Here is a 26,429-nt window from a genome sequence, read left to right as displayed (position 1 = left end):
AATCAGGTTAAAATAGAGAGTTTTTATCGCGTCACTTAACCGTGCATTAAGGCGCATTTGTTAGGGCGGGGGCTTGAAAATGTGCTAGGACGAACTATCTGATAGTATGTTAATCGCGTAAACATAAGTTTGCGCAGCGGGTGGGGTAAGCCCGTATTTTACAGGACGAGGGCCGATATGAGCAATTATGCAAATCTTCCAGCGCCAAGCCCGGAACAGGGGCTGAACCGCTATATGCAGGAAATCCGTAAATTCCCGCTGCTTGAGCCGGAAGAAGAATACATGCTGGCCAAACGCTGGGTGGAAGATCAGGATTCTGAATCCGCCCACAAAATGGTAACGTCCCACCTGCGTCTCGCCGCGAAAATCGCCATGGGCTATCGTGGTTACGGTCTGCCGCAGGCTGAGGTGATTTCAGAAGCAAACGTTGGCCTTATGCAGGCGGTGAAACGCTTTGATCCGGAAAAAGGCTTCCGTCTGGCGACCTACGCTATGTGGTGGATCCGTGCCAGCATTCAGGAATATGTTCTGCGGTCCTGGTCTATGGTGAAACTGGGCACAACAAGCGCCCAGAAGAAATTGTTCTTCAACCTGCGTAAGGCGAAGAACCGGATTGGCGCGCTGGAAGAAGGCGATCTGCGCCCGGAAAATGTGGCACGTATCGCCAATGACCTGGGTGTAACCGAACAGGAAGTCATCTCTATGAACCGCCGTATGTCCGGTGGTGATGCCTCGCTGAACGCGACCGTTGGGTCTGAAGGCGAAGGCACCATGCAATGGCAGGACTGGCTGGAAGATGAAGATGCGGATCAGGCGGGCGACTATGAAGCGAAGGACGAGCTGGAAACACGTCGTGAGCTACTGGCTGAAGCCATGGAAGCGCTGAATGACCGGGAAAAAGACATCCTGATGAAGCGCCGCCTTGAGGATCAGCCAAAGACGCTGGAAGACCTGTCCGGCGAATATGACGTCAGCCGCGAACGCATCCGTCAGATCGAAGTGCGCGCCTTTGAAAAGCTGCAGAAACGCATGCGCGAACTGGCCCGCCAAAAAGGCCTGCTGGAACGCAGCTGATCGCGACTGAAATTTGTATTGATAGGAAAGGCGGCCCGTCAGGTCGCCTTTTTATTTTGCCTGCCAGTCAAGCGGGTTCATACCGAACAGCATTACAAACTGGTGATAGACCTCTGGCATATCCTTTTGCATGGCTTCAGGTTTCTCAAAGAACGTTTCTGTGCCAACGGCGAAAAATTCTTCATGTCCCTCAGCACCGTAAGCATCCAGCACGGTTTTACGGCCACGTTCGACATCCTTTACGTGTTGTTCATAGGCGGGCAGAATGGCGTTTTCCCAATCCGCAAAGCTTTGTCCTCTTGCCAGCAGGGGCACGCCATTGGTCTGGCCGGTCAGATCGTCGATCTGATGGGCAAATTCGTGAATAACCACATTCTGGCCATCGACAGGGTTTTGTGCGCCACGCAAACTATGCGCCCAGGACAGGATCACTGGTCCGCGGTGCCAGCTTTCGCCTGCGCGGATGATTTCACGTTTTGTCACAACAAATCCGTTGCGGCGAGGTTGCACAGATTTAAAGGCACCGGGATAGATCAGCAGCGTGCGCAGCGTGTCGAACCAGATGTTGCGGTTCACCACCAGCAGGCAGGCCTGAGCGGCAATTGACAGGCGCATTTCTTCCGTGACCTCCAGCCCGTCGCACCCAAGGAATTCCACCTGATGCAGGAAGAGATTTATCTTACCTTCCAGAGGGTGCCGGATGTTGTCCGGCAACTGACGATAAAGAGGAACTTCATGCGCAATGATGTTCCTCTCATACGCGTTCAGAGAGGAAGCCAACAGGGCTGTACGCCTGCGTTTTTCCTGGAAACGACGAAAGACGATGACAGATGCAACCAGGATTACGATGACAAGAGCAGAAAGAAACAGCATTGTTTTCAGATCATTCCTCTAGTCGGTCGCGCAGAACACGCAGCATGTTTTTCCCCATAACCTTGCGGATCTGAGGCTCTGTCACGCCTTCATTTATCAGCGCATGGGTGAGGGCGGCAAGTTCGGATGTGTCAAACCCTGTGCGCACGGATCCGTCAAAATCTGATCCCAGCGACACGTGATCTTCGCCCAGCACAGCAATCGCCTGACGGATGACCGAAGCCACGCCGGCGGGGCTTTCATTGCAGGTCACATCGGCCCAGTAGCCGATAGCAATCACGCCGCCGGTTGCTGCAATTTCCCGCATCAGAGGGTCTTCAAAGTTACGTTTTACGCGACAGGCGGAATGCAGGCCAGTGTGGCTGACCACAAGCGGCACGTCGGTGATGGCAAGCACATCGCGGGCCACCTGTGGGCTGGAATGTGCAAGGTCAATAATCAGGGGGCGGGCGGCAACTGCACGCACGAGTTCGCGGCCGAAATCCGTCAACCCCTGGTCAGATGTGCCGTGCAGGGATCCGCCCAGTTCATTGTCAAAGAAATGCTGCAGTCCGATCATCCGGTAACCAGCGTCGACCAGCTTATCAAGGTTCGCCATATCGCCTTCCAGCGGATGTGCGCCTTCAATCCCAAGCAGGCCACCGACGACATCTTCACCTGCTGTACGGCGGGCCAGAACTGCATCCAGATCTGCCTGATTGCGGATGATCTGCAGCATCTCGGGTGCTTTATCCTCAAACCCGTGCAGACGTTCTGCCTGATACAGCGCACGTTCCAGAAGGCTGTCCCAGGTGCGCGCGGGCCAGCGCTGGCCCATGGCAAGAAGTGTAATGTTATCAGGCGCGTCTGCGGCGTTTCTGCTGTAGTTCTGGCCACGCGGACTTTTGGTGACCGCCGTGAACATCTGCAGCGCAACATTGCCTTCGATCAGGCGCGGCAGGTCCACATGGCCCCGGTTTGCGCGCCGCGTCAGATCCCGCCGCCAGAGCAGGCTGTCAGAATGCCAGTCGCCGACCAGAAGGTTTTCATGCAGCGTCGCAGCCTCATCCGAAACCGGCCAGGGATCATGGGGTGACACGGCGTTGCGCTGGCTTTCAACATACCCCGGTGCAAAGGCCAGAAAAGCCACAACAGCCGCCACAACCACTATCAAAAACCGTCCCAGCCATTTCCCGAAAACCCGCATGAAAATTCCTCCTGTTATGGGGGCAGCTTAGGGGAAATCCCGGATCTGACAAGCCCCGCAGGCTTGCACTTATGCTGTCGTTGCGTCAGTCTTGTGGTGGAAGACGGAGGATAGACCATGGCAGGCGGATGGGCAAAAGACGGGGCTGTATCTGAACAGATTGAGGCAAGCGTGAACGATGAACTTGCCCGCATGAAATCCCGTGCGCAGCCCGTTGGCGAAAGCCTGAAGTTCTGTGCGGAATGCGAAGAAGAAATCCCACAGGCCCGGCGAGAAGCCGTGCGCGGCGTGAAACTGTGTATTGAGTGTGTGGCGGAACGCGATACGGCGTTTAAGGCGCGTGGCGGCATCAATCGACGCGGATCTAAAGACAGCCAACTGAAGTAAGCCACTGCCTGACATGGCCGATCTGTGATTGACGGGGGAGAGGTAAGTAGTGCAGCGTTCACTTATGCGCGTGCCAGCAGAGGAACCCGCCCCGTGACCAATTTCCTGATCCTTATCTCAGATGAACACCGCCGCGACACCATGGGTTGCATGGGGCATCCGATTGTGAAAACCCCGAACCTCGATGCTTTGGCTGCGCGGGGCACGGTGTTTGAAAATGCCTATACGCCATCGCCCATGTGCGTGCCCACACGGGCCGCCATTGCCACCGGGGATCATGTGCATAAATCCGGCCATTGGGACAGCGCGACGCCATACAATGGTGAACCGCGCAGCTGGATGCGGCAGTTACGCGATGGGGGCGTGCCGGTGACTTCCATTGGCAAGCTGCACTTTCGCTCGGGCGAGGATGATAACGGGTTTACGGAGGAAATTCTGCCGATGCATGTGGTGGGTGGTGTAGGCTGGGCCGTGGGGCTTTTGCGTGAAAACCCCCCGTCTTACGATTCCGCTGCGGAACTGGCCGCAGATGTCGGGGCGGGGCCTTCGACCTACACGGACTATGACCTCGCGATCACCGATGCGGCAGAGGTCTGGCTGGCGGATCCTGTGCGCAAGGAAAAGCCCTGGGCCGGGTTTATCTCGCTGGTCAGCCCGCATTATCCACTGACGGCACCCCAGGAATGGTATGATATGTATGACCCGGCAGAAATGGATCTACCATATGGCCGCAACTCCGGAGAGCGCCCGGATCACCCGGAACTTGCCAATATCCGCAGTTTCTTTGACTACGGCGCCCATTTCGATGAGACAAAGACCCGCGAAGCCAAAGCCGCCTATTATGCGCTGACCAGTTTCATGGATCACTGTGTCGGGCGTATCCTGACGGCGCTTGAAGATAGCGGGCAACTTGAGGATACGGTGATTGTCTATGTGTCTGACCACGGTGATATGATGGGGGATATGGGCTTCTGGACGAAACAGGTGATGTATGAGGCCTCTGCCGGGGTGCCGATGATTGCTGCCGGTCCCGGCGTCGCGGCGGGGCGACGGGTGAAAACCGGTACAAGCCTGCTGGATCTGGCCGCCACCGCACGGGAGGTCACAGGCGTTGCGGATGATGCCGCAAGTCAGGCGTTGCCCGGTCAGTCCCTGCGTGTGATTGGCAATGCGGCGGATGATCCGAACCGCACGGTGTTCAGTGAATATCATGATGGCGGATCAAAGACCGGCACATTCATGGTGCGCTGGGACCGTTGGAAATACGTGCATTATGTGGGCCAGCCTGCGCAGTTGTTCGATCTGGAAGCGGACTCGCGTGAGATGCGTGATCTGGCAGGGGAAAGCGGGGCTGAGGTTCATGCCGCGCTTGCCGAAGGTCTGAAGCGACTGCATGAAATCTGCAACCCGGAAGAGGTCAACGCCCGTGCCTTCGCAGATCAGAAAGCCCGCATCGCGGAACTGGGCGGCGCAGACGCCTGTGAAAACGCCTATGTCTTCAACCACACGCCGACACCGTCCGAGCAGGACAAAATGCGGGAAGGGTCAGCTTTGTGAGGGAAGGGGCTTCTAGCTTTGTAGTTGGTCACGCGTGAGCGTTTCCTGCTGTTTACTGTATTGCTCAAGCCGATCTGAGAGTTCGTTCAGACGATCTGCATAGATATCGGTCTTGTCCAGCTCTCGTGCCATTGCGATGTCATTCCAGAGGGCTGCAAAGGGGTAATTGTCGCCCAGTAACCCTGCAGGCCATTCATGGTCGCAAAACCAGAGAGCTTCCATTAGCTCATCCAATAGGGCCTTTTCATATCTTTGCTCGTCAGGGGCAAGGGAGTGAGCTTTCTTTAGAAGTTCAAGCTTTGGAACATATACTAGTCTCTGATGGACATCCCGGCAGGCAATAAGGTTCTGGTAACTCATGGCCAGCAGATAGATGTATTCGGGATCATTACTCTGATAGCCCTTTAACAATACCGGAAGAACAACGCCTTCGTAGATCTCGTGCCGGATTCTGCCCGCGCCGTTTTTCGGGCATGTCAGCAGGTTTTCACGCGTCCATTTTTCCTTTTCAGAAAACGACGATATCGTCTCAAGGAAGCATAGGACAGATTTGCCAGCTTCCTTGCGTAGGCCCAGTTTATTGTAGCGGAGATAGTCCTGATATTGATCCTGTGCCATGCAGCACCTTTGTCAAATGTCTGAGCGAATCTGATATGGTCTGCTTTTCCTGCACTAACTATATGTGAACAGGAAAAGCAGTAAATACCGGTGTGGGAGGTTACTCCATCGCCTCCAGCTCATCAATCATGCCGGAAATCATGCTCAGGCCTTTGTCCCAGAAGGCAGGGTCTGAGGCGTCTAGGCCGAAGGGCGCGAGCAGTTCGGAGTGGTGCTTGGAGCCACCGGCTTTGAGCATGTCGAAGTATTTCTCCTGGAAATCCGCATCGCCTTCCTCGTAAACCGCATAAAGCGCATTCACGAGGCCATCGCCAAACGCATAGGCGTAGACGTAGAAGGGCGAGTGCACGAAATGCGGGATGTAGGCCCAGAAGGTTTCGTAGCCAGGCGCAAATTCAAACACCGGGCCAAGGCTTTGTGCCTGCACGGACATCCAAAGCGCGTTGATGTCGTCCGGGGTCAACTCTCCTTCGGCGCGTGCTGCGTGCAGTTTGCATTCAAAGTCATAAAACGCGATCTGGCGCACCACCGTGTTGATCATGTCTTCAACTTTGCCCGCCAGCATGACTTTGCGTTCTGCCTGGTCCTTTGCGCCATCAAGCAGCTTGCGGAAGGTCAGCATCTCACCAAACACGGATGCGGTTTCTGCCAAGGTCAGTGGGGTCGAAGACAGCATCTCGCCCTGATCCGCCGCCAGAACCTGGTGCACGCCGTGGCCAAGCTCATGTGCCAAAGTCATGACATCACGCGGTTTGCCAAGATAGTTCAACATCACATAAGGATGCACATTGGCCACGGTGGGATGCGCAAAGGCACCAGGGGCCTTGCCGGGTTTCACGGCGGCGTCAATCCAGCCCTTGTCGTAAAACGGGGCTGCGATTTCCTTCATGCGTGGGTCGAAATCGCCATATGCGCCGTCAACAATCGCGCGGGCTTCGTCCCAGCTGACCAGGCGTTCGCTTTCCATCGGCAGCGGCGCGTTGCGGTCCCAGGTTTGCATGGTCTCAAGGCCTAGCCATTTCGCCTTCAGCGCATAATAGCGATGCGACAGCTTGGGGTAGGCAGCGACAACGGCGTTGCGCAAGGCTTCGACCACTTCGGGTTCCACGTGGTTGGACAGGTGACGGCCGGCCTGGGGGGACGGCATTTTGCGCCAACGATCTTCGACCTCTTTGTCTTTCGCAAGCGTGTTGTGCACGCGGGCAAAGAGACGGACGTTTTCGCCAAACACCCGTGCCAACTCATGTGATGCGGCTTCGCGTTTGGAACGGTCTTGGTCGGTCAAGAAGTTCAGGGTTGCCTCAAGGTTCAGCTCTTCGCCGTTCATGTTGAACATCAGGCCCGCGATGGTTTCGTCAAACAGCGTGTTCCAGGCGGCAGCCCCAACAGAGGACTGGTCGTGCAGATATTGTTCCAGCTCATCGGACAGCTGATGCGGTTTCATCGCGCGCATGCGATCAAAGACGGGTTTGTAGCGGGCCAGATCAGCGTTCTCAGCCAGCAAGCCCGCCAGATGATCTTCGTTCAGACGGTTGAATTCAAGCGAGAAGAACACAAGATGGCTGGTGTATTCGGTCAGGGCTTCCTGGCAGTTCTGCATAAACTGCGCACGGCCCGCATCCATGGTGTTCTGATAATACCGCAGGCCCGCATAGGACATGATGCGCCCGGCCTTTTGGTTGATCTCTTCCTGGGTCTGGATACAGGCCAGCATGGCGCTTGCATCAAGACCGCCCAGTTTTCCTGCATAGTCCGCTGCGAATTTCGCGCAGTTTTCTTCCAGCCAGGACATATCGGCGTTTAGTTCGGGCGCGTCTTCAGCGGTGTACAGATCATCGAGGTTCCATTCCGGCAGATTGCCAAGCGCATCACCCCCGGTTTCAGTGGCTGCATCGCGTGTCAGTACGGGTGCATTGAGTGGAAGGGAAAACTGCATAGAGACCTCTCAGAAATTGGTTCCTTCTGAGATAGGCGTGCGGAGCGACAGAGACAAGAGAAAAGCCAATTGCCTTGCAGATGCAGCAGACCTGGGTCGAGTTGCTTTCTGCGTCTTGCAAGACAGCTTCGGATGCTGGGTGTTTTAGGTTTGCTGGCTCGGATAGAAAGTGTGGGACAATATGACTGCAATGCGGACTTTTCGGACCTTGGGTCAAAGTACGCTAAGGTCTGCTTCGGCGAACCGTTCAACTAACGGCCCTCCTTTGGTGAGGTTAGCTAAGCGTATCCAGACAGTCATTGGCCACTGCCGTGCGCTCGGCCCAATCCTCTCCCTCGATGCATCTCCACTCCGCCCCCAACTCAACCAACCAAGAGCGCAGCCTGCCGGTGAACCACGCTCGGCGCCCCGGATCAGCGAAATATCGTGTTCCGTCATCTTCCCAAGGCGTTGCGTGGTCGAGCAGAAGGTAAGTCTTCCCTTTGACCGCAGAACGTGCCCAGTCAACGAGCGGTTTATGCACTTTGCCTAACAACGCCTCGGCCCAAACCAACGTTTGCAAGGCATCCGTATCCTCGACAATAATCGGTCCACCTCGCGCCGCCATCGTATCGGCCAACGCTTTGTGGCCCGCCATGATCGCCTCGAAGTCTGCCGCGACCCAATCTTGCCCATGCCGGAAGACGGCGTCGTAATCACGCCCATATTCAGGGATCGGCACACTTTTAAGCCGTGCCGCCAAAGCTTCGGACAATACCGTCTTGCCGGTGCTTTCTGCCCCCACAAGAACAAGGCGGCGTTGGTAGTGGCTCCGCACTGGAACTGGTACATGGCTCCAATTGCTCGTCAGATCTTCTCGGACTGCCGTGGCCGACACCGGCACAACCTGTCGCTCCGGGTCCACTGGAAAGGGTCGTGCATCGACTTCCTGCGCGAGGCGGTGGACGTAACCTTCCGAGCCGAAGACCCAATCAATAGGCTCAGGGTGAAACTCCGTAATTGCTGCGCGCCAAATAGGCCAAAAGTTACGGTGATCCTCTGGTGCCTGCGGAATGTCGCGATGCATGTGCAGCACGCGATAGCCGGGCAGCGACAGGCATTCCCTCATCCACTTGGCCCTTAGATTTCCGTCGATTGGCTCTGCGTCATGGCTACACACCAGGACCGTCATGACATCACACCGGGCCTTCCCGACCTCGGCACAATAGAGATGGCCCGCATGGGGCGGCATAAACTTCCCCAGTAGAAAGCCGTGTGTTTTCATGTCGTCAGAGGCTGCATCGCGGCCCGACGCCACTGGAACAATCCTGTGATAGCAAGGCCTAGGAACACGACGTAAAGTGCTGCCGTCGGCTCCAGTCCGCGCGTGTAGAAAAGGCCAATCGCCAGCACATCCACGGCAACCCACAAATACCAGCTTTGCAAGTATCTTCGCGACAATAGGAATTGTGCAGTTATGCTTAGCGCTGCCACTGCCGCATCCCAGTACGAGGCGGCTGCATCGGTGTAAGCTGCCATCAGGCTCGCAACGATCAACCATACAATGGCGGTCGCCCCAAGATACAACGCGAACATGCCTGTCCCCAAAGGTGCCACGATGATCCGCCCATCGGGTGATCGACCGTTTAGCCAAACATAGAGGCCGTAGAACTGAATAAAGAAGAAATAGACCTGTAACAGCGCGTCACTATAAAGTCGGTATTCCCAGAAGATGAAAAAATACAACGTCACTACGGCAAAGCCGAACGGGTAATTCCAGATCGAACGTCGGATGATCAGACTTACGTTCAGTATTCCACATACAACCGCGATCCACTCTATGGGACGGCTGCCAACCATGCCCCAGAAAAACTCCAACATATTTCTCATCCTGCTCGATTTACTTGCCGGATTTAGACAATAATACATTGGGGTGACGCAACCAAAATAATCAGACTTCTCCAGCCCTGATATCTTCATGGCCATCAGCAGTCATCAAAGAGTTGGGCAAGTTTCAACTCTTCCGCACCAGCAGACATTAGCTGCACTGCAGAAAGTCGGAAAAATGGGCTCATTCCCGCCATTCACGGAATGATGCGCGATGGAGTGATCAGACGTCATTTGATGTTTTATTTCAGGCAAGAGCTTGCAAAGGACTGCCCGACCAAGGTGGGGCAGTCCTGAAGGCATCGTATCAGGCTTCGATCATATCGACGCGGGTGGCGTGGCGGCCGCCTTCGAAATTGGTGGTCAGGAAGGCTTCGACGATTTCCAGCGCCAGGCCTTCGCCGATCACGCGTGCGCCCATGGACAGCATTTGTGCGTTGTTATGGGCACGGGTCATGCGGGCGGAAAATGTGTCAGAACAGACACCACAGCGGATGCCGGGCACTTTGTTGGCGGACATCATGATGCCCTGGCCGGTGCCACAGATCAGAATGCCCAGTTCACAATCGCCCTCAGCAATCATCTGTGCCGCGGCTTGGCCGTGCAGGGGATAATGGGTGCTTTCAGAGGTTTGCGGGCCGATGTCCACGGCCTCAAAGCCGAGGGTTTCAACATGTTTTGCGATGGTTTTTCGCAGTTCAATATCTGCGTGGTCACTGGAAAGAACAACGCGTTTGCGATCTGTCATGGGATTGGTCCGTTTTGGCAGCAGTCAGAAGTGATTCAGTCCGGCATCTATCAGATCAGGGGTGTGCCGTAAAATGGTCTGCGAGCGTGTCAAAGCTGAATTTGCGAATGTCTGGCAGTTCCATCATGACTTCGTGTTCCGCGCCATCAATCAAATGCAGTTTGCCGCCGGGCCATGTGTCCATGCGTTTGTGAACCGCCGGAATATCGACAATGCGTTCGTCAGAGCCCAACAGCGTCACGACAGGCAGATCAGGGGCAGGGCGGGCAACCAGTTCATCACAAGCCTGGATGGACTCCCCAACCCAGTTGATTGACGGGCCACCTAGGCCAAAGCGCGCTTCAGCTTCGATATGGCCGACCATAAAGGCCCACATGTCGGGATCGTGGGTCAGCATATTGTCATCAAACCCGGCGTCCAGCACGTAAGATACGCCTTTGGTCGTCGGGGCGTAGCTGTTGAGAAGGCCCAGGCATTTCGCGGCTTTTGCGATTGTTGGGACGAAGAAGCGTGTGAGGGGGCTCATTTTGATGCCCCACATTGGGGCAGAGAACCCGGCGGCATTCACGGGCAGATTATTAAAGACCGCCTGCAGGCCTATGGCCCCGCCCATTGAGTGGCCGACAAGGTACCAGGGTTTTGGTAAATCCTGGCTTTCCGCCCAGGCCACAACCGCATCCACATCTTTCTGATAATTTGTGAATTGCGTGACATGTCCGACCATCGGGTCATCCAGAAGACGATCGGCAAGACCCTGACCGCGCCAGTCCACGGCAATCATTTCAAAGCCGCGGGTCGCAAAATCTGCCGCCGCACGTCCATATTTTTCGATGTATTCGGTACGGCCCGGAAACATCAGGACCGTCCCTTTTACATCTTTTTCTGCACCTTTATTTGCATAGGGCCAATGACCGACCCGGATGCGCACACCGTCAGAGGCATGCAGCCAGACAGCGTGACCGCCTTCAGGCCCGTCAGCCAGTTCTGCGTGAAAAGGTGCGGCTTCCATCAGCTGAGAACTGCACCAAGTTTCATGGCAACACCCATGTCACCGTCAACCGCCAGCTTGCCGGTCATGAAAGCGGTGGTCGGGTTCAGATCGCCGGACAGGATGTCCTGGAAGACGTCTGAATCTGCTGTCAGAGTCACTTCTGCGTCGTCGTCGCCTGCACGCACGCCGTCTGCATCAATCACCAGCGAACCTTCGCCGTTGATGGTGAATTTGGCCACGCTGTCAAAGCCGCCGGTCAGTTTTTCGCTCAGGGCTGCTACGGCAGCAGTGATGATGTCGCTCATGACATTTCTCCGGTTTGTGATCCCGCTGCTCTCGCTTTTTGCGGGGAAGGTGATACTATGCTTACGTTATGGTCAATTTCTTCTCATATCTCAAAGCTTACTTTACGGCAGCTATCGTGACAATTGCGTTAACCGGCGTGAATTCGCTTGTTTTTACACCGTTTATTTCTGCTGCCCATGCGCAGGACGGGGGGGCAATGGTGCGCCCTGATGCGGAAGGTACGGGAATCAATGATCTGCTGACATTGCTGACCACGCCGGATCTGGAAGGTTGGGAAGATGTGGAAGCGAAAATCCGCGTTGAATGGTCCCGCTCGGGGTCTCATTCCGTGGATTATCTGCTGCACCGGGCGATTGAGGCCATGGAAACGGATAATATGCAGGCCGCATTGGAACATGCCACGGCCCTGACTGATCATGCACCGGAGTTTGCCGAAGGCTGGAGCATGCTGGCCAAAGCCTATTTCCACAGCGGTTATTATGGCCCGGCCCTGGATGCGCTACAGCGTACAGTGGCGCTGAACCCCGCACATTTTGAGGCTTTTTCAGGTCTCGGCGTCATCCTGGACGAAATGGGCGAACCAGAGGCCGCGTTGCGGGCCTTTCAGACCTCCGCCGCTATACATCCGCATCAGCCTCATATATCTGGCGCGATAGAAGATCTCGAAGCCCGCACCAGCGGCGAAAAGATCTGATTTCAGACGCGAGCGCGGGCAGGGGCTATGCACAGGCAGATTACAGCGGTTCTCGGGCCGACGAATACGGGCAAGACCCATTACGCAATCGACCGTATGTTGGCGCGAAATTCTGGCGTCATTGGCCTGCCTTTGCGGCTGCTGGCGCGGGAAGTTTACGATAAAATCGTTGCGATCCGCGGGCCATCTGTTGTGGCCCTGATCACTGGTGAAGAACGCATTGTGCCGCCGCGGGCGAAATTTTGGGTCTGCACAGTTGAAGCTATGCCGGTTTCCATTGGTGCGGATTTCGTGGCGATTGATGAAATCCAGCTGTGTGGTGATCCGGAACGCGGCCATATTTTCACGGATCGCCTGTTGCATGCACGTGGTACCCATGAAACCCTGTTTATGGGCGCATCCACCATGCGCGATGTGATCCGTGATCTGGTGCCAGAGGCAGATATTGTTACGCGTGATCGCCTGTCTGAACTGACCTATGCCGGTTCAAAGAAGATCTCGCGCATGCCTGCGCGTTCGGCGGTTGTCGGGTTCTCGGTTGATAACCTTTACGGTATGGCCGAGCTGATCAAGCGCCAGAAGGGTGGGGCGGCTGTGGTTATGGGTGCTTTGTCCCCGCGCACACGTAACGCCCAGGTCGAGATGTATCAGAACGGGGATGTTGATTATCTGGTGGCGACCGATGCGATTGGCATGGGGCTGAACCTGGATATCAACCATGTGGCGTTCTCAGCGACGGCGAAGTTTGATGGCCGCCGTATGCGTGAGTTATTCCCCCATGAGATGGGCCAGATTGCCGGGCGGGCCGGGCGTCATATGAACCATGGTACCTTTGGCGTGACAGGTGAGGCACCGCTGCTGGAGGATGGCCTGGCGGATGCGATCTGTAATCATCGGTTCGCGCCACTGAAAAAACTGGAATGGCGGAACTCAAGGCTGGAATTCGGTACAGTTGATCACCTGATCCACTCGCTGGAACGTCAGCCCGATGATCCGCGTCTCAGCCGTGCCCGTGATGCGGATGATCTGATTGCGCTGCGCACGCTGTCGGGTGATGATCTGATACGGTCCCGCCTGAACAGCCCACATGATGTGCGCCTGCTATGGGATGTCTGCTGTGTTCCTGATTTTCGCGGGATTTCACCCGGCGAACATGCGGGGCTTCTGAATACGATCTTTACCTACCTGAAAGAAGGTCCGCTGCCCGAGGCCTGGCTTGCACGTCAGATTAAGCGGCTGGATCGCAGTGATGGTGATATTGACGCAATTTCCAAAAGATTGTCGTTTATACGCACCTGGACCTATGTATCTCAGCGTAAAAACTGGACAAAAGACGAAAACCATTGGCGCGGGGCGACGCGCGCTGTAGAAGACCGCCTGTCGGATGCGTTGCACAACGCGCTGACGCAAAGATTTGTTGATCGGCGCACATCCGTTTTGCTGCGCCGGTTGAAACAGAAGGAGAGCCTGGTGGCTGACGTGAATGAAAATGGCGAAGTAACGGTTGAGGGGCAGTTTGCTGGCCGTCTTGAAGGGTTCCGTTTTACCCTGGATAAATCCGCAGAAGGGGATGAAGCGAAAACACTGAAAACCGCTGCGTATCAAGCGCTTGCGCCTGAATTCTCACTGCGTTCTGATCGGTTCTATAATGCGCCGGACACAGAAATTGACTTCACCGAACAGGGTGGTCTGATGTGGGGCGAATACGCGGTTGGTAAGCTTGTCAAAGGCGACGAAGCGCTGAAACCACGCGTTCAGGCTTTTGTTGATGACGAAGCTGGCAGCGATGTGGCTGAGAAAGTCACACGCCGTCTGCAGCATTTCATCGACCGCAAAGTTGCGAATCTCTTTGAACCCATGCTGGCCATGTCCCGCGATGAGACGCTCACCGGAATCGCCCGCGGCTTTGCTTTCCGCCTGATGGAAGGTCTGGGCATTATGCCCCGTGATCAGGTTGCGATGGAAGTCAAAGATCTGGATCAGGATGCGCGTGGGCTGCTGCGTAAGCACGGTGTGCGTTTTGGTCAGTTCACGATCTTTATGCCGCTGCTGCTGAAACCTGCGCCGACCCGTCTGCGTCTGGTGCTCTGGGCGCTGTCAGAAGATCACGCTGAATTTGCGGAAAGCCCGCCCCCGGGTCTGGTGACTATTCCATCAGTGAAGGGTGTTGCTGCGGGTTACCACAATATTTGTGGCTATCGTCAGGCTGGTGAACGTGCGATCCGTATCGACATGCTGGAACGCCTGGCGGATATGCTGCGTGGGGAAGACAGTCGTGGTGGCTTTGAAGCAAATGCAGATATGCTGTCCATCACCGGCATGACCCTTGTGCAATTCGCAGACCTTATGCGTGGCCTTGGCTATAAAGCCGAAGAGGGCGAGCGCGAGAAGGTGAAAGCCGTTGCAGAGGCTCCGGCCGTTGCGGAGACTGATGCGCCTGCATCAGAAGAAGCAGTGACTGAAGCTGCGCCGGAAGCTGAGGCAGCGCCTGTGGAAACCACAGAAGCGCCTGCTGAAGTAACCGGTCCTGAAATGGAAACCTTCTTCACCTTCACCTGGGCACGTCAGCAGCGCCAGAACAACCGTCAGGGTGGCAACCGCCGCAATGAGGGTGGCAACAATGATCGTCGCAAACAGGGTGCTAAAGGCAAGCCAGGTGGCAAGCCGGGACGTAAAGGTGGCAATGATCACAAGCCAAAAGCCTGGGCGTCCAAGCCTGCGAAGAAGGAAAAGCCGATTGATCCGGATAATCCTTTTGCAGCCGCGCTGATGGGGTTGAAAGACAAGTGATCAGCCATGTCTGAAAAGACGTCTGATACGAAAAACACCCCCGGTGCGGAGTCAACTTCGCTCCGGGTGGATAAATGGCTCTGGCATGCGCGGTTCTTTAAAACCCGTACCCTTGCCGCAAAGCAGGTCTCTGAAGGTAAGATCCGCGTCAATTCCACAAAAATCAGCAAACCTGCACGTATGATTGCCACTGGTGATGTGCTGACGTTTCCTAAGGATGATCACGTTCGGGTGATCAAAGTGCTTGGCTTTGGCACGCGGCGTGGCCCGGCCCCGGAAGCGCAGGCACTGTATGAGGATCTTGATCCACCAAAACCGCGCGAAAAGCGTGAGGATCAGAATAATTTCCCCCCGGTGCCCCGATATGAGGGAAAAGGACGTCCGACAAAGAAAGATCGTCGCAATATGCCTCTTTCCGGTGGCTCCCTCCTTGATTGATCCCGCCGGGTAGATTAATTGGGGCAGAGCAACGTAGATTTCCCGGACTTTAGCTATGACCTATATCGTCACTGACAACTGCATTGGATGCAAATACACCGACTGCGTCGAAGTCTGTCCGGTGGACTGTTTCTATGAAGGTGAAAACTTCCTTGCGATCCACCCGGACGAATGTATCGACTGTGGCGTCTGTGAACCGGAATGCCCGGCAGATGCGATCCGTCCGGACACCGAACCAGACATGGAAAGCTGGGTCGAGCTGAACCGCAAATACGCGGAAATCTGGCCGGTGATCATTACCAAGAAAGACCAGCTGCCGGAAGCCGAAGAAAACGACGGCAAGACCGGCAAACTGGAAACCATGTTCTCTGAGGCCCCGGGCGAAGGCGGCTGAGGCTGATTCGGATCAGAACACGAATGACAAGGGCACCTTCGGGTGCCTTTTTTGTTATTCCCCTTATTTTAAAGGGATCCTGGCGAAGTAGGGCAGGGGTGAGCAGCTCAGCTTTTATCATGCCGGTTTTTCTGATATATTAGGGTTACAAACACACGCACGCACTCAGGCAGCGGGCTCGTTCAGGCGGCCCAATACAGGTCTTTTTGCCCGACAATTTAAACGCTACGGGGTGGTTTTCCACTGCGGGGTTCTTTTTGTCGCCAATGACCCTGCCTCAACGCATTGAAGGAAGCTGAGACATATGAGCAAAGCGAAGAAACTTGAGTTCCGCCCAGACGATTTTGTGGTTTATCCAGCTCATGGCGTAGGGAAAGTCATCTCTATCGAAGAGCAGGAGATCGCCGGGATCGCGTTGGAACTTTTTGTCATTTCCTTTGAAAAAGACAAGATGACCCTGCGGGTTCCGACCCATAAGGCAACCGAAGTTGGTATGCGTGGTCTGTCATCCCCTGCGATGATTGATCAGGCGATGGGCACGCTGAAAGGCAAAGCCAAGGTGAAACGTGCCATGTGGTCCCGCCGGGCGCAGGAATATGAACAGAAGATCAACTCTGGCGATCTGATCGCGATTGCTGAAGTTGTGCGCGACCTGCACCGCAGTGATGACCAGCGTGAGCAAAGCTATTCTGAGCGTCAGCTTTATGAAGCAGCGCTTGAACGCCTGACCCGCGAAGTTGCTGCTGTTGTTGGTGGCGATGAAGGCAATGCACAACGCCAGATCGGGGACGTCCTGTCCTCCCGCGCCTCTGCTGCTTAAGCGCGACACCAGACCAATAGAAAAGCCGCAGCAATCGCTGCGGCTTTTTTGCTTTACAGGTGGGTGTTCCTGTGGCTGGCTGAACCGGATCTGACAAGAGGAATTCTTATCATGAGCATCGAAATCTGGCTTACTTTCGTGGCGGCGTCCTCAGCATTGCTGATGGTACCCGGCCCGACCATTCTGCTGGTTCTGAGCTATGCCATCAGCAAAGGTCGCTCTGTGGCGCTGGCCACTGCGACAGGCGTGGCGCTTGGTGATCTGATTGCCATGTCGGCATCGCTTGCAGGCCTCGGGGCGCTGGTTCTTGCTTCAGCCACTGTGTTTACAGTGCTGAAATGGGTGGGGGCGGCCTATCTGATCTATCTTGGTATTAAGTTGTTCCGCAGCGCATCTGACGCCTCTCTGGGCAATGTGGAAGACGTCAGCGGTAAAGGCACTCTGCAGATCTTTGGCCATGCCACCGCTGTGACCGCGCTGAACCCGAAATCCATTGTTTTCTTCATCGCATTCGTGCCGCAGTTCATTTCCGTCGAACGTCCGCTCTGGCCACAGTTTGTACTCCTCACTGCAACCTTCGTTACGCTTGCGGCGCTGAACGCCCTGGCCTGGGCTTTGCTTGGCGACAAAATGCGTGTCTTTTTTAAGCGCCCCGGTGCCCTTGCCTGGTTCTCCCGCTTTGGCGGCGGCGCACTGATGGCTATGGGTGTTGCAACCGTTGCCATGAAACGCGCATAATGGCGCTGGCAGCAAAGACTATTCAGGATCTTTGCTGTCGGACTTTCCGCGCATTTCCTCTAGCTGGCGCAGCAGAGCGACGTCGAGTTCCCGGGTAATGTCGCTGGCGCGGTGGATGAACTCCGGGTTGTCGTCAATCGCCACCCCGGGTTTCCAGTATTGCGCCAGTTCTTTCACGGCTTCCCGGTCCATCACGCGGAAGGATTCTGACTGTTGGTGGGCTTCATATTCTGTCAGCCCCAGGTTTTCGAGCGCATAGCGCCCGGCCCGCAGAGAACTGTCAAAATTCTCACGCACAATATCATTCGCGCCTGCCTGATACAGTTCATACACATGCATGCGATCCTTTGCGCGGGCGATGATATGGATGTCCGGGCGGGCTTTGCGGGCAAATTGTGTCAGCTTCACCGCGGCCTCTGGTCCGTCAATGGCGATCACCAGTATATCGGCGTCTTTCAGTCCGGCCGCCATCAGCACATCCGGGGGGGTGGGGTCGCCGAAAAACGTCTTAAACCCAAAGCGTTTCATCATGTTGACCGCTGCAAGGTTGTGATCCAGCACCACGGTTGAAAACCCGGACGCATTGATCATCCGGTTCACGATCTGCCCAAACCGCCCAATGCCCGCGACAATGACTTTGCCGGTTTCAGTGATCTCATCATCCGGCGTGACTTCGCTGTCAGACAGCAGGTGATGGGTGAGCCTGTCGAAGACGATGAACAACAGAGGGGTCAGTAGCATGGAGAGCGCGACAATCAACAGAAGCTGATCTGCAAGCGGGCCGGGCAGCACGTTTTGCGTGACCATGAAGCTGAGCAGCACAAAGCCGAACTCCCCGGCCTGGGCCAGCGACAGGGTGAACAGCCACTGATCGCGCCCTTTCAGCCCAAACCCGCGCCCGATGATGTAGAGGATCACAGCTTTGACTGTCATGACCCCAAGGGTCGCACCGATCAGCATTAGTGGTGCGGCAAAGAGCAGCTCAAAGCTGATGCCTGCGCCAACGGTGATGAAAAACAGACCCAACAGCAGGCCTTTGAAAGGTTCTACATCGGCTTCCAGTTCATGGCGGAATTCTGAATTCGCCAGCACCACGCCAGCCAGGAAAGTGCCAAGGGCAGGGGACAGGCCCACAAGGCTCATGAGGAAGGCGATGCCAATAACAATGACAAGGGAAAGCGCTGTGTAAAGCTCGCGCAGGCGGGCCATATGGGCGTATCGGAACAGGGGTTGGGTCAGATAATGGCCCGCGAGGATCACGCCGGCGATCGCCCCCAGTGTCACAAACGTCACACCCCAGCCAGGCAGACCTTCGACCAGGGACATGGCTGTGCTGTGGTGATCGTCGTGATGGACCGCCGCTTGTGACATTGCCAGTAGCGGCACAAGCGCCAGCATGGGAATGACGGCGATATCCTGGGTCAACAAGACGGCGAAAGATGATCGCCCGCCGGTGCTGGCCATCAGGCCCTTTTCAGACAGGGTTTGCAGAACAATCGCGGTGGATGACAGGGCAAATGTCAGGCCGATCGCAAGGCTGATCGGGAAATTATAGCCAAGGCCCATGCTGATGCCGGTGATCGCAAGGGTCGTCAGACCGATCTGCAAGCCGCCAAGTCCCAGCAGCTTATGGCGCATCTCCCACAGGGCACGTGGATCCAGTTCCAGGCCGACGATGAACAGCATCATGACCACGCCGAATTCCGCAAAATGGCGCAGGCTTTCGGTTTCATCCCCCACAAGGCCAATCACCGGGCCAATGACTATGCCGGCCATGAGATAGCCCAGCACAGATCCCAGCCCAAGACGCGCGGCAATGGGCACGGCAATCACGGCAGCCCCAAGATAAATTGTCGCCTGAAGCAAAAATTCCTGCATGTTCAATTCCTTATGTCAGGTGGGCAGGGGGGCGTCTGCCTTAAGCTGGTCCATAACAATCTGACTTTGTACGCGCGACACCGAAGGGTGTGGCAGCAGAATATCATGGATCAGATGATTTAGCGCCGCCAGATCGTCACACCAGGCGCGCAGCAGATAATCGGCCTCACCGGTCAGCGTCCAGGCCGAGGTGATTTCGGGTCGCGTGCTGATCAATGTTGCAAATTCACGGGCCCGTTCGGGGGCGTGGCTTTCCATTTGCACCTGGATAAACGCCTGTACGGTCAACCCGACGGCTTTCGGCGACAGACGCGCGGAATAACCGGCGATCACGCCCGTGTTTTCAAGGCGTTGGCGACGGCGGCTGATCTGGCTTGCGGACAGGTTCAGCTGTTCGCTGAGTTCCTGGGCGGTCAGATGCGCATCACGTTGCAGTGCGGCCAGCAGGCGGGAATCGATGTCATCCAGTGCGATGCGTGATTGTTGCATTGAAATCCCCTAAATTGCAGATCTGACGCGCTTATGTGGTAATTGAACCGTCATTATGCGCGTCAATTGCGGATATTTTGCGACATAATCCGAAAAAGCGCAACAGAAGACACAGGAGACCCCCATGGGACCCTTTCCACATAACGCACCGAAATCTGTGATTTCAGAAGAAAATCCCGCCGGAACCGATGGGTTTGAATTCGTAGAATTCGCCCATGAAGACCCGCAGGAGCTGCGCGATCTGTTTGTGAAGATGGGTTACCAACATGTCGGAACCCATAAAACCAAAGCGATTGAGCTGTGGAAGCAGGGCGATATCACCTACATCCTGAACGCTGAACCCGGATCATTCGGCATGCGATTTGTCGATGAACACGGCCCTTGTGCCCCCTCAATGGGCTGGCGCGTTGTGAATGCGCAGCATGCCTATGAACATGCGATCAAAATGGGGGCGGAACCCCATGATGCCGATGATAAATCTCTGAATGTGCCTGCGATCAAAGGGATCGGCGGATCGCTTTTGTACTTCATTGATCAGTATCATGACACAAGCCCTTACAATGACGAATTCGACTGGATCGCACCGGCGCACCCGGCGGGCGTGGGCTTTTATTACCTCGATCACCTGACCCACAATGTGTTCAAAGGGAACATGGATAAGTGGTTCGGGTTCTACGGAAATCTCTTCAATTTCAAAGAAATCCGTTTCTTCGACATCTCTGGTAAGCACTCTGGTCTGGTCAGCCGCGCGCTGACGTCGCCCTGTGGCCGTATCCGCATTCCGATCAACGAGGATCGTGGCGAGAAGGGGCAGATTGTTTCTTATCTGAAGAAATACAAAGGCGAAGGCATTCAGCATATCGCGGTTGGGACCGAAGAACTTTATGACGCGACAGATGAGATCTATGATCGCGGTCTGCGTTTCATGCCGCCCCCCCCCGCCAGCTATTATGAGATGAGCCATGAACGCGTTGTCGATCACGAAGAACCGCTGGAACGCATGCAAAAACACGGCATTCTGATTGATGGTGAAGGCGTTGTGGATGGCGGAGAAACCCGCATTCTGCTGCAGATCTTCTCAAAAACTGTGATCGGGCCGATCTTTTTCGAGTTCATTCAGCGCAAAGGCGATGATGGCTTTGGCGAAGGCAACTTCAAAGCGCTGTTTGAATCGATTGAACGCGAACAGATCGCAAATGGTGAGCTGGACGCAGGCGATACGCCCGCAACCGCTGCAGAATAACGTCACTGGCGATACAACAAAAAAAGGCCCCCCGTTTCGATGTGAAGCGGGGGGCTTTTGTATTTTAGGCCATTGCCTGATCAAGGTCGGCGATCAGGTCGGCGGCGTCTTCAATGCCAATCGACAAGCGCACCACATTCGGCGCAGCACCGGCGGCGACCTGTTGGTCTTCGGTCAGCTGGCGGTGGGTTGTGGACGCCGGGTGGATGATCAGTGAACGCGCATCTCCCAGGTTCGCCACATGGCTGAAGATCTTCAGACCGTCGACTGTTTTCACGCAGGCCTCATAGCCGCCCTTCAGGGCAACGGTGAACAGCGCACCGGCACCTTTTGGACAGATGCGGGCAACGCGGTCTTTGTAGGGGCTGGATGCCAAGCCGGCCCAACCAACGCTTTCGACGCGTGGATCGGTTTCCAGCCAGTTCGCGATTTCTTCTGCGTTTTCCACGTGGCGCTGCATGCGCAGGGACAGGGTTTCGATCCCCATCAATGTGTAATGCGCCGCCTGTGGGTTCATGGTCATGCCCAGATCCCGCAGCCCCACAGCGATGCCGTGGAAGGTGAAGGCAAGTGCGCCGAAGGTCTCATGGAACTTCATGCCGTGATAGGCGGGCTCGGGTGCGGACAGGGACGGGAACTTATCGCTGGCGGACCAGTCAAAGGTGCCGCTGTCGACAACACAGCCACCGGTCACAGTGCCATTGCCGGTCAGGTATTTCGTGGTGGAATGCACAACCAGGGATGCGCCATGATCGAACGGGCGGCACAGATAAGGTGTTGCAGTGGTGTTATCAACGATCAGGGGTACGCCTGCGGCTTTGGTCACGGCAGAGATCGTATCCAGATCGGTCACGACACCACCCGGGTTTGCGATCGTTTCACAGAAGACCGCGCGTGTGTCGTCATCAATCGCCGCGGCCACCGCATCTGTATCGTCAAAATCAACAAATTTGGCTTCCCAGCCGAACCGTTTGATGGTCTGGCTGAATTGAGTCAGCGTGCCGCCGTAAAGACGGGTAGAGGCCACCACATTGCGCCCCGGTGCCATCAGAGGGAACAGCGCCATGATTTGGGCTGCGTGACCGGAAGAGCAGCAAACCGCACCTGCACCACCTTCAAGTGTTGCGATACGTTCTTGCAGTACAGCAACTGTGGGGTTGGTCAGGCGGGAATAGATATAGCCAACTTCTTGCAGGTTAAACAGCTTGGCTGCGTGATCTGCATCGCGGAAGGCAAAAGCGGTGGACTGATAGATAGGTGTCTGGCGTGCGCCTGTGGCAGGATCAGGTGCGCTGCCCGCGTGAATTTGCAGTGTGTCAAAACCCAGTGGGGTGTCAGACATTGGAATCTCCCTCGTGAATATACGTCAGTTGAGGGCAGATTGGGTTGTGGTTCCTGTAAGGTCAATCCCGCGAGGTAAGATCGGGAAAATGTTCTGAATGGGTGGGGCCATTCAGAACTTATTCGTCAATGAATCCGGATTCGCGGATTTCAGAAAGCACAGAGCCGAAAGGGATAAACACGGCCCGACCAGCTTCAGCGCAGCCAGAGCTTTACCTTTTTGATCTGATTGCGCATGAACTGTTCTTTGCGCGGCAGATTGTTCTGATCAAACATCCCCCGCACTTTATGTCCCTTCTTCTGGTACACAAGCTTGCGGATCGGTTCATAAGCTTTGATCACTTTTTTGATCTTGTTATGGGCAATCGCTTCTTCCAGCTCAGCGACCACAGCGTTGGACTCACGTGCATAGAGCAGGGGTAGAAGACGGTAATGGCAGGAAACAGAGCCATCCAGCAGACCGGCCGGAATGGTCTGGCGGCCACCGCCCAGTTTGTGGATCACAAGCGGCAGGGCGACCTGGTCCAGCCATGGATCAAGCTCCTGACAGACCAGTTCTTCCGGGCGGTCATCGCGGATCGCAACCGCATATTCCGTGAACCACTTTCCGAATTCATGCGGGCAGCGATAAAAGAACCAGCCCGCGTTAAAGTACATGTAGCGTTGCCAGTATTCATCCGGCTGGGACAGATCCAGACTGGTTTCAAAGTCCAATCCGAATTTATCGTAAAGCGATTTCCAGATTTGCCCGTATCCCGGACCATAAAGTTCAATCTGTGGCCAGGTGTTGGTGCGTTTCATGGATGCACAAGGGTTGTTAAAATCAAAAGGCACCTTCTGCAGGTCGCCGGTGATCAGGGTATCTGTATCAAAAAAGACAAATGGTTCGCCTTTGGGCAAGGCTTTCAGGGCTTCGATCTTATTGCCATTGGCATAGTTCTGACCGAAATGCAGACTGTCAAAGGGGATAATTTCGGCCCCGTGATTTTCCAGAATCGCGCGAATATCCGGGTTGTGAATCCGCGGATCTCCGTGCCATTTATCGCCTGGTTGCGGCTCGGCTACGAAGAGCTTACCTTCGAAATCCGGGTTGTGCCGACGGAAGGTTGTTACAAAAATCACGGCCTCATAGGACAATCGCCCGGACTGTGCTATGATCACAACATTGAATTTTTCGGAGTTTGCTCTATTTTTTACCATAATTACACAATTTGCCTGCTGCCACGACCTTGTTTATAGGCGGTGTCAGTCCTGATCTGAAAGCATGATTTATGATACCGGAGAAAAAATTGTCTGGTCTGAGCTATAAAACCACAGCAATGCGCCGTATTCTGGCGGTATTGTTTCTGTCTGCCCTGGCATTTCCTGCTGCGGCCGATAATTTTACCACAGCGGGTGAAGTTCGCCCGATTCTGACGGCGACCCGTTCAGGCTGGGTCAGCCTGCGGGAAAGCGGTGGTCAGGATGTTCTTGATTTTCAGCAAATCGCCGCCTGGCGTTGCGGTCTTCGTGCCGTGCATTACAGGGTGAATAGCGGTGGCGAACAGGCCCTTGCAATGGAAAGCTGCTATGAAGGTGACCCACGCCCGAATGCCATCCGGGATACTTCCCGCTGGATGATGGGGCATGGTGGTGGATCCGTGCAAAGTGTTTCTGTGCGTATCATCTATGATGACGGGCGCGAAGATTCCGTGCAGCTCAGCCGGGCTCAGATGCAGTAATCAGCGTTTCGCTATCAGATTGGCCATCAGCCTGAACGCACCGGGCACCAGGTTTTCCATCTGGTGATGCAGGATCAGGGCGCAGTGAATATGGCGTCCTTTTCCAATCTCGGCGGCCAGTAGTGCCCCTTCATGTGGATGCTCGCCGGGGTCGCGCAGAGACAGCAAAGGTTGATATTTCGCATCCCAGGATTTCGCAAAATAAAGCCCACGTTCCTTATGCCAGCCGGACCAGTCATCTGGGGTGATTTCATTTGGCGTATTCAGCAGCGGGTGGTTCGGGGCAATATGCGTGATCGTGGCGTTTTCATCGGTGACCCGCCAGCGCAACGAAGGTAAGCCTATTTCAAGATGGGCGGGGGCAGAGGTTTCCGGATCCCAGTTGTCACCGGGCCGGTGGTAAAGTGTGATCATCGTGCCGCCTGCATGCACCCAGTTGTGGAGCGCGGGTAGGTTGTCGACCAGCCCTGCACGGAAGCCAAGCGCAAAGATCCCAATCAGGATCGTATCGAATTGCGCGAGCGTTTCAGGGGATTTCAGATCTTCATCTGTCAGGGGGGTAACCATTGCCCCCATTGAAGCAAGCCAATGATCCGTGCGGTCATTTCCTCCGCCGATATATCCAACGCGCACAGGTGGAACTTTACAATCCAGAACTCTGATTTTTATGTTCTCTTCTCTGATCAGCGTTGTCGGGTCGTGATGTGGGTAGGATATGTTTTCTACGCTTCTGGCAGCCTGGCCGTTTAGCAACACGGGCAGGGTGTGCAAGCCGGGTTGCAGATCGGAAGGGGGTGTCAGCAGAATTGTTTGATCAGTTTGTTCCACGCCCCAGCCGTCAGGGATCTGCACCTCAGCCTGTGCGTTTTCCGGGGTCAGATCTGCAAGGGTGATGCGCAGGGGGGCAATCCCGTTTTGCATATTGATCACATTGCGATCCGCGTTCAGGCGCAGGCTTTGCGCTGGTAGGGACAAGGGGGGATTCTCCAGGGGCATGCGAAGGCAAATCTGCTGATCGCTTTGGTCAAACTGTATCTCCAGGGCGGGCAAAGGCGGCAGTGCGGGATCGTAGTGATCCCGGTACCCGTCATGTAAGGCGGCCTGCGCGCTTGGGATGATCTGATCCCCCTGTGCCTGCCAGCCTTCAGACAGCAAGGCGGCTGCGCGCAGGTTTTCTAGGTGAGACGCGCGGTTTTCAATGTGCAGGGTGTTGCCAAGGCAATATCCCCGGACATCAGCGTCGCTTGCAAGGAAGATGACCCGTTGCAGTGCGGTTTCAAGGCGTGCAAGTCGGTGGGGCACTTCATTCTGCAACACGTCCGGGCAAAGTTGGCGCGCCTGCCGGATAGATGAAAGGGCCTGCGTCGCAGTTGTTGTGATTGCTTGTTCATCAGGCCAGGCTGCGATGGATGCATCGCATTGTGTCTGGGCTGACTGTAACAGTGATGCGATGTCCTCTGCCCCAGGCAAAGCGGCGAGATCACAAAGCGTGGCGGGAATATGTGCGGCCAGATCAGGGCCATCTGCAACACGATTGTCCAGCAGATGTAGCGGCCAGTCGCGTTCATCTTTTGGTGAAACCCAACGCCCCATACCCTGACTTTTGTGGAATGCGCGGCTTTGCTGACCGATGTTCTCCCAGCTGAAACCGGTAACCGGGTCTGTGCCCCTGGCATAGATGACATGGGTCGCAGTCGGAGGCGGCACTTCGTCATCATAAGCGCTGCCACCCCCACCCCAGGCGGGCAGGAACAGTTTTTTCACCTGCCAGATCGGCAGATCACTGTCGGGGTAATCGGGATCTGCGGCCAGATTCATGACGTCCTGGGCCGCGCGTGTCATGGCGCGGTGATGTCCGTGTTGACCGGGGACATCCAGGAAGGTCGGGCAGAGGATATCCGGGCGTTCGCGCCGGACAACATCCACAAAGCGTTTCAGCGTACGCGCCTTGCCCCATTTCTTCAGGGTTTCTTCCCCGCTTTTGGAAAACCCGAAGTCTGTAATCGTGTCATCGGGGCTTTCAGACAGCCAGTAAAGCCGCATATCAAGGTGCTTTGCGGCGCGTTCCATTTCCGCTGTGCGCAAAGCACCAAGGACAGCCCCGCTTTCACGCCCCAGGTTGTTCTGCCCACCTTCACCACGATTGGCGCAAACGTAAGATATATGTACTCCGTCCCGAAACCGTAAGGCCGCCAGCATGGCGCTGGTTTCATCATCCGGATGTGCACCTGAATTCATGAATGACAGGGTTGTGCGCAAGGGTTGCAAGGCTTGCCACAGCGCGGTGATCCGCGGGTTCGTCTGCTGCAGTGTAAGGCGGGAAATTTCGGCATCTGACATG

Annotated in this window: 25 protein-coding genes; 11 read left to right on the top strand and 14 right to left on the bottom strand. The window is 55.6% G+C overall.

Features of this window, described 5'->3' with window-relative positions; translation table 11 throughout:
• The first annotated feature begins 177 nt into the window (after positions 1-177).
• Positions 178-1,074 (top strand): RNA polymerase sigma factor RpoH, encoded by an 897-nt coding sequence (gene rpoH, locus H1D41_RS12405; protein ID WP_107498550.1) that lies wholly within the window; start codon positions 178-180, stop codon positions 1,072-1,074.
• A gap of 51 nt (positions 1,075-1,125) precedes the next feature.
• Here rpoH and H1D41_RS12400 read toward each other — a convergent pair whose 3' ends face one another.
• Positions 1,126-1,947, bottom strand: coding sequence for a M90 family metallopeptidase (locus H1D41_RS12400; RefSeq protein WP_228849205.1), 822 nt, complete (start codon positions 1,945-1,947; stop codon positions 1,126-1,128).
• 10 nt (positions 1,948-1,957) lie between these two features.
• Positions 1,958-3,133 (bottom strand): dipeptidase, encoded by a 1,176-nt coding sequence (locus tag H1D41_RS12395; protein ID WP_228849204.1) that lies wholly within the window; start codon positions 3,131-3,133, stop codon positions 1,958-1,960.
• 117 nt (positions 3,134-3,250) lie between these two features.
• Between H1D41_RS12395 and H1D41_RS12390 the strand changes: the two genes are divergently transcribed.
• Positions 3,251-3,520: a DksA/TraR family C4-type zinc finger protein gene (locus H1D41_RS12390; RefSeq protein WP_228849203.1), complete on the top strand. Its 270-nt coding sequence runs from the start codon at positions 3,251-3,253 to the stop codon at positions 3,518-3,520.
• Positions 3,521-3,613: 93 nt separating this feature from the next.
• Entirely contained in the window at positions 3,614-5,077 is a 1,464-nt protein-coding gene (locus H1D41_RS12385) for a sulfatase-like hydrolase/transferase (RefSeq protein ID WP_228849202.1), read from the top strand.
• Between the two features lie 12 nt (positions 5,078-5,089).
• Here H1D41_RS12385 and H1D41_RS12380 read toward each other — a convergent pair whose 3' ends face one another.
• The 7 genes from H1D41_RS12380 to H1D41_RS12350 form a co-directional block, all read right to left on the bottom strand.
• Positions 5,090-5,695: a hypothetical protein gene (locus H1D41_RS12380; protein WP_228849201.1), complete on the bottom strand. Its 606-nt coding sequence runs from the start codon at positions 5,693-5,695 to the stop codon at positions 5,090-5,092.
• A gap of 100 nt (positions 5,696-5,795) precedes the next feature.
• Complete coding sequence (locus H1D41_RS12375; RefSeq protein WP_228849200.1) at positions 5,796-7,631, bottom strand: M3 family oligoendopeptidase; 1,836 nt, start codon at positions 7,629-7,631, stop codon at positions 5,796-5,798.
• Positions 7,632-7,905: 274 nt separating this feature from the next.
• Complete coding sequence (locus H1D41_RS12370) at positions 7,906-8,895, bottom strand: AAA family ATPase (RefSeq protein ID WP_228849199.1); 990 nt, start codon at positions 8,893-8,895, stop codon at positions 7,906-7,908.
• On the bottom strand, positions 8,892-9,596 hold the full coding sequence (gene pnuC / locus H1D41_RS12365) for a nicotinamide riboside transporter PnuC (RefSeq protein WP_228849198.1): 705 nt from the start codon (positions 9,594-9,596) through the stop codon (positions 8,892-8,894). Before pnuC ends, H1D41_RS12370 begins: the two co-directional genes overlap by 4 nt.
• A gap of 208 nt (positions 9,597-9,804) precedes the next feature.
• A complete protein-coding gene (rpiB, locus tag H1D41_RS12360) occupies positions 9,805-10,245 on the bottom strand; it encodes a ribose 5-phosphate isomerase B (protein ID WP_228849197.1) in 441 nt (146 codons plus the stop codon).
• A gap of 55 nt (positions 10,246-10,300) precedes the next feature.
• The gene (locus tag H1D41_RS12355; RefSeq protein WP_228849196.1) at positions 10,301-11,254 is read right to left on the bottom strand and encodes an alpha/beta fold hydrolase; all 954 of its coding nucleotides are present in this window, start codon (positions 11,252-11,254) and stop codon (positions 10,301-10,303) included.
• Positions 11,254-11,541, bottom strand: coding sequence for an SCP2 sterol-binding domain-containing protein (locus tag H1D41_RS12350; RefSeq protein ID WP_107498542.1), 288 nt, complete (start codon positions 11,539-11,541; stop codon positions 11,254-11,256). Before H1D41_RS12350 ends, H1D41_RS12355 begins: the two co-directional genes overlap by 1 nt.
• A gap of 116 nt (positions 11,542-11,657) precedes the next feature.
• On the opposite strand from H1D41_RS12350, the gene H1D41_RS12345 reads away from it, so the two are divergent.
• The 6 genes from H1D41_RS12345 to H1D41_RS12320 all read left to right on the top strand — a co-directional run bounded on the left by H1D41_RS12345 (position 11,658) and on the right by H1D41_RS12320 (position 17,416).
• The gene (locus tag H1D41_RS12345; RefSeq protein ID WP_228849195.1) at positions 11,658-12,236 is read left to right on the top strand and encodes a tetratricopeptide repeat protein; all 579 of its coding nucleotides are present in this window, start codon (positions 11,658-11,660) and stop codon (positions 12,234-12,236) included.
• 27 nt (positions 12,237-12,263) lie between these two features.
• Entirely contained in the window at positions 12,264-15,026 is a 2,763-nt protein-coding gene (locus H1D41_RS12340) for a helicase-related protein (protein ID WP_228849194.1), read from the top strand.
• 6 nt (positions 15,027-15,032) lie between these two features.
• Positions 15,033-15,464 (top strand): RNA-binding S4 domain-containing protein, encoded by a 432-nt coding sequence (locus tag H1D41_RS12335; protein ID WP_228849193.1) that lies wholly within the window; start codon positions 15,033-15,035, stop codon positions 15,462-15,464.
• Between the two features lie 55 nt (positions 15,465-15,519).
• Positions 15,520-15,858, top strand: a complete 339-nt coding sequence (gene fdxA / locus H1D41_RS12330) for a ferredoxin FdxA (RefSeq protein ID WP_107498538.1) — start codon at positions 15,520-15,522, stop codon at positions 15,856-15,858.
• Between the two features lie 304 nt (positions 15,859-16,162).
• On the top strand, positions 16,163-16,678 hold the full coding sequence (locus tag H1D41_RS12325; protein WP_228849192.1) for a CarD family transcriptional regulator: 516 nt from the start codon (positions 16,163-16,165) through the stop codon (positions 16,676-16,678).
• Positions 16,679-16,789: 111 nt separating this feature from the next.
• On the top strand, positions 16,790-17,416 hold the full coding sequence (locus H1D41_RS12320) for a LysE family translocator (protein WP_228849191.1): 627 nt from the start codon (positions 16,790-16,792) through the stop codon (positions 17,414-17,416).
• An 18-nt stretch (positions 17,417-17,434) separates the two neighbouring features.
• Here the strand turns inward: H1D41_RS12320 and H1D41_RS12315 are convergent, their stop codons facing one another.
• Together H1D41_RS12315 and H1D41_RS12310 are read right to left on the bottom strand one after the other, a co-directional pair.
• Positions 17,435-19,294 carry a monovalent cation:proton antiporter-2 (CPA2) family protein gene (locus H1D41_RS12315; protein WP_228849190.1) on the bottom strand — a complete coding sequence of 620 codons (1,860 nt, stop codon included), beginning with the start codon at positions 19,292-19,294 and terminating at the stop codon, positions 17,435-17,437.
• A 15-nt stretch (positions 19,295-19,309) separates the two neighbouring features.
• Complete coding sequence (locus H1D41_RS12310) at positions 19,310-19,783, bottom strand: Lrp/AsnC family transcriptional regulator (RefSeq protein ID WP_228849189.1); 474 nt, start codon at positions 19,781-19,783, stop codon at positions 19,310-19,312.
• 124 nt (positions 19,784-19,907) lie between these two features.
• On the opposite strand from H1D41_RS12310, the gene hppD reads away from it, so the two are divergent.
• A complete protein-coding gene (hppD, locus tag H1D41_RS12305; RefSeq protein WP_228849188.1) occupies positions 19,908-21,026 on the top strand; it encodes a 4-hydroxyphenylpyruvate dioxygenase in 1,119 nt (372 codons plus the stop codon).
• 64 nt (positions 21,027-21,090) lie between these two features.
• Here hppD and H1D41_RS12300 read toward each other — a convergent pair whose 3' ends face one another.
• Positions 21,091-22,368 (bottom strand): O-acetylhomoserine aminocarboxypropyltransferase/cysteine synthase family protein, encoded by a 1,278-nt coding sequence (locus H1D41_RS12300; protein WP_228849187.1) that lies wholly within the window; start codon positions 22,366-22,368, stop codon positions 21,091-21,093.
• Positions 22,369-22,562: 194 nt separating this feature from the next.
• A complete protein-coding gene (locus H1D41_RS12295) occupies positions 22,563-23,567 on the bottom strand; it encodes a hypothetical protein (protein ID WP_228849186.1) in 1,005 nt (334 codons plus the stop codon).
• 89 nt (positions 23,568-23,656) lie between these two features.
• Between H1D41_RS12295 and H1D41_RS12290 the strand changes: the two genes are divergently transcribed.
• Positions 23,657-24,088, top strand: a complete 432-nt coding sequence (locus H1D41_RS12290) for a hypothetical protein (protein WP_157947035.1) — start codon at positions 23,657-23,659, stop codon at positions 24,086-24,088.
• Here H1D41_RS12290 and H1D41_RS12285 read toward each other — a convergent pair whose 3' ends face one another.
• Positions 24,089-26,428, bottom strand: coding sequence for a PIG-L family deacetylase (locus H1D41_RS12285; RefSeq protein ID WP_228849185.1), 2,340 nt, complete (start codon positions 26,426-26,428; stop codon positions 24,089-24,091).
• Between the last annotated feature and the right edge of the window lies 1 nt (position 26,429).

It is taken from the genome of Halocynthiibacter styelae (assembly GCF_016123485.1).
In the GTDB taxonomy this organism is placed as follows: domain Bacteria; phylum Pseudomonadota; class Alphaproteobacteria; order Rhodobacterales; family Rhodobacteraceae; genus Halocynthiibacter; species Halocynthiibacter styelae.
The sequence above is the reverse complement of the archived record's forward strand: the minus strand, read 5'-3'. Positions and strand labels throughout refer to the sequence as shown.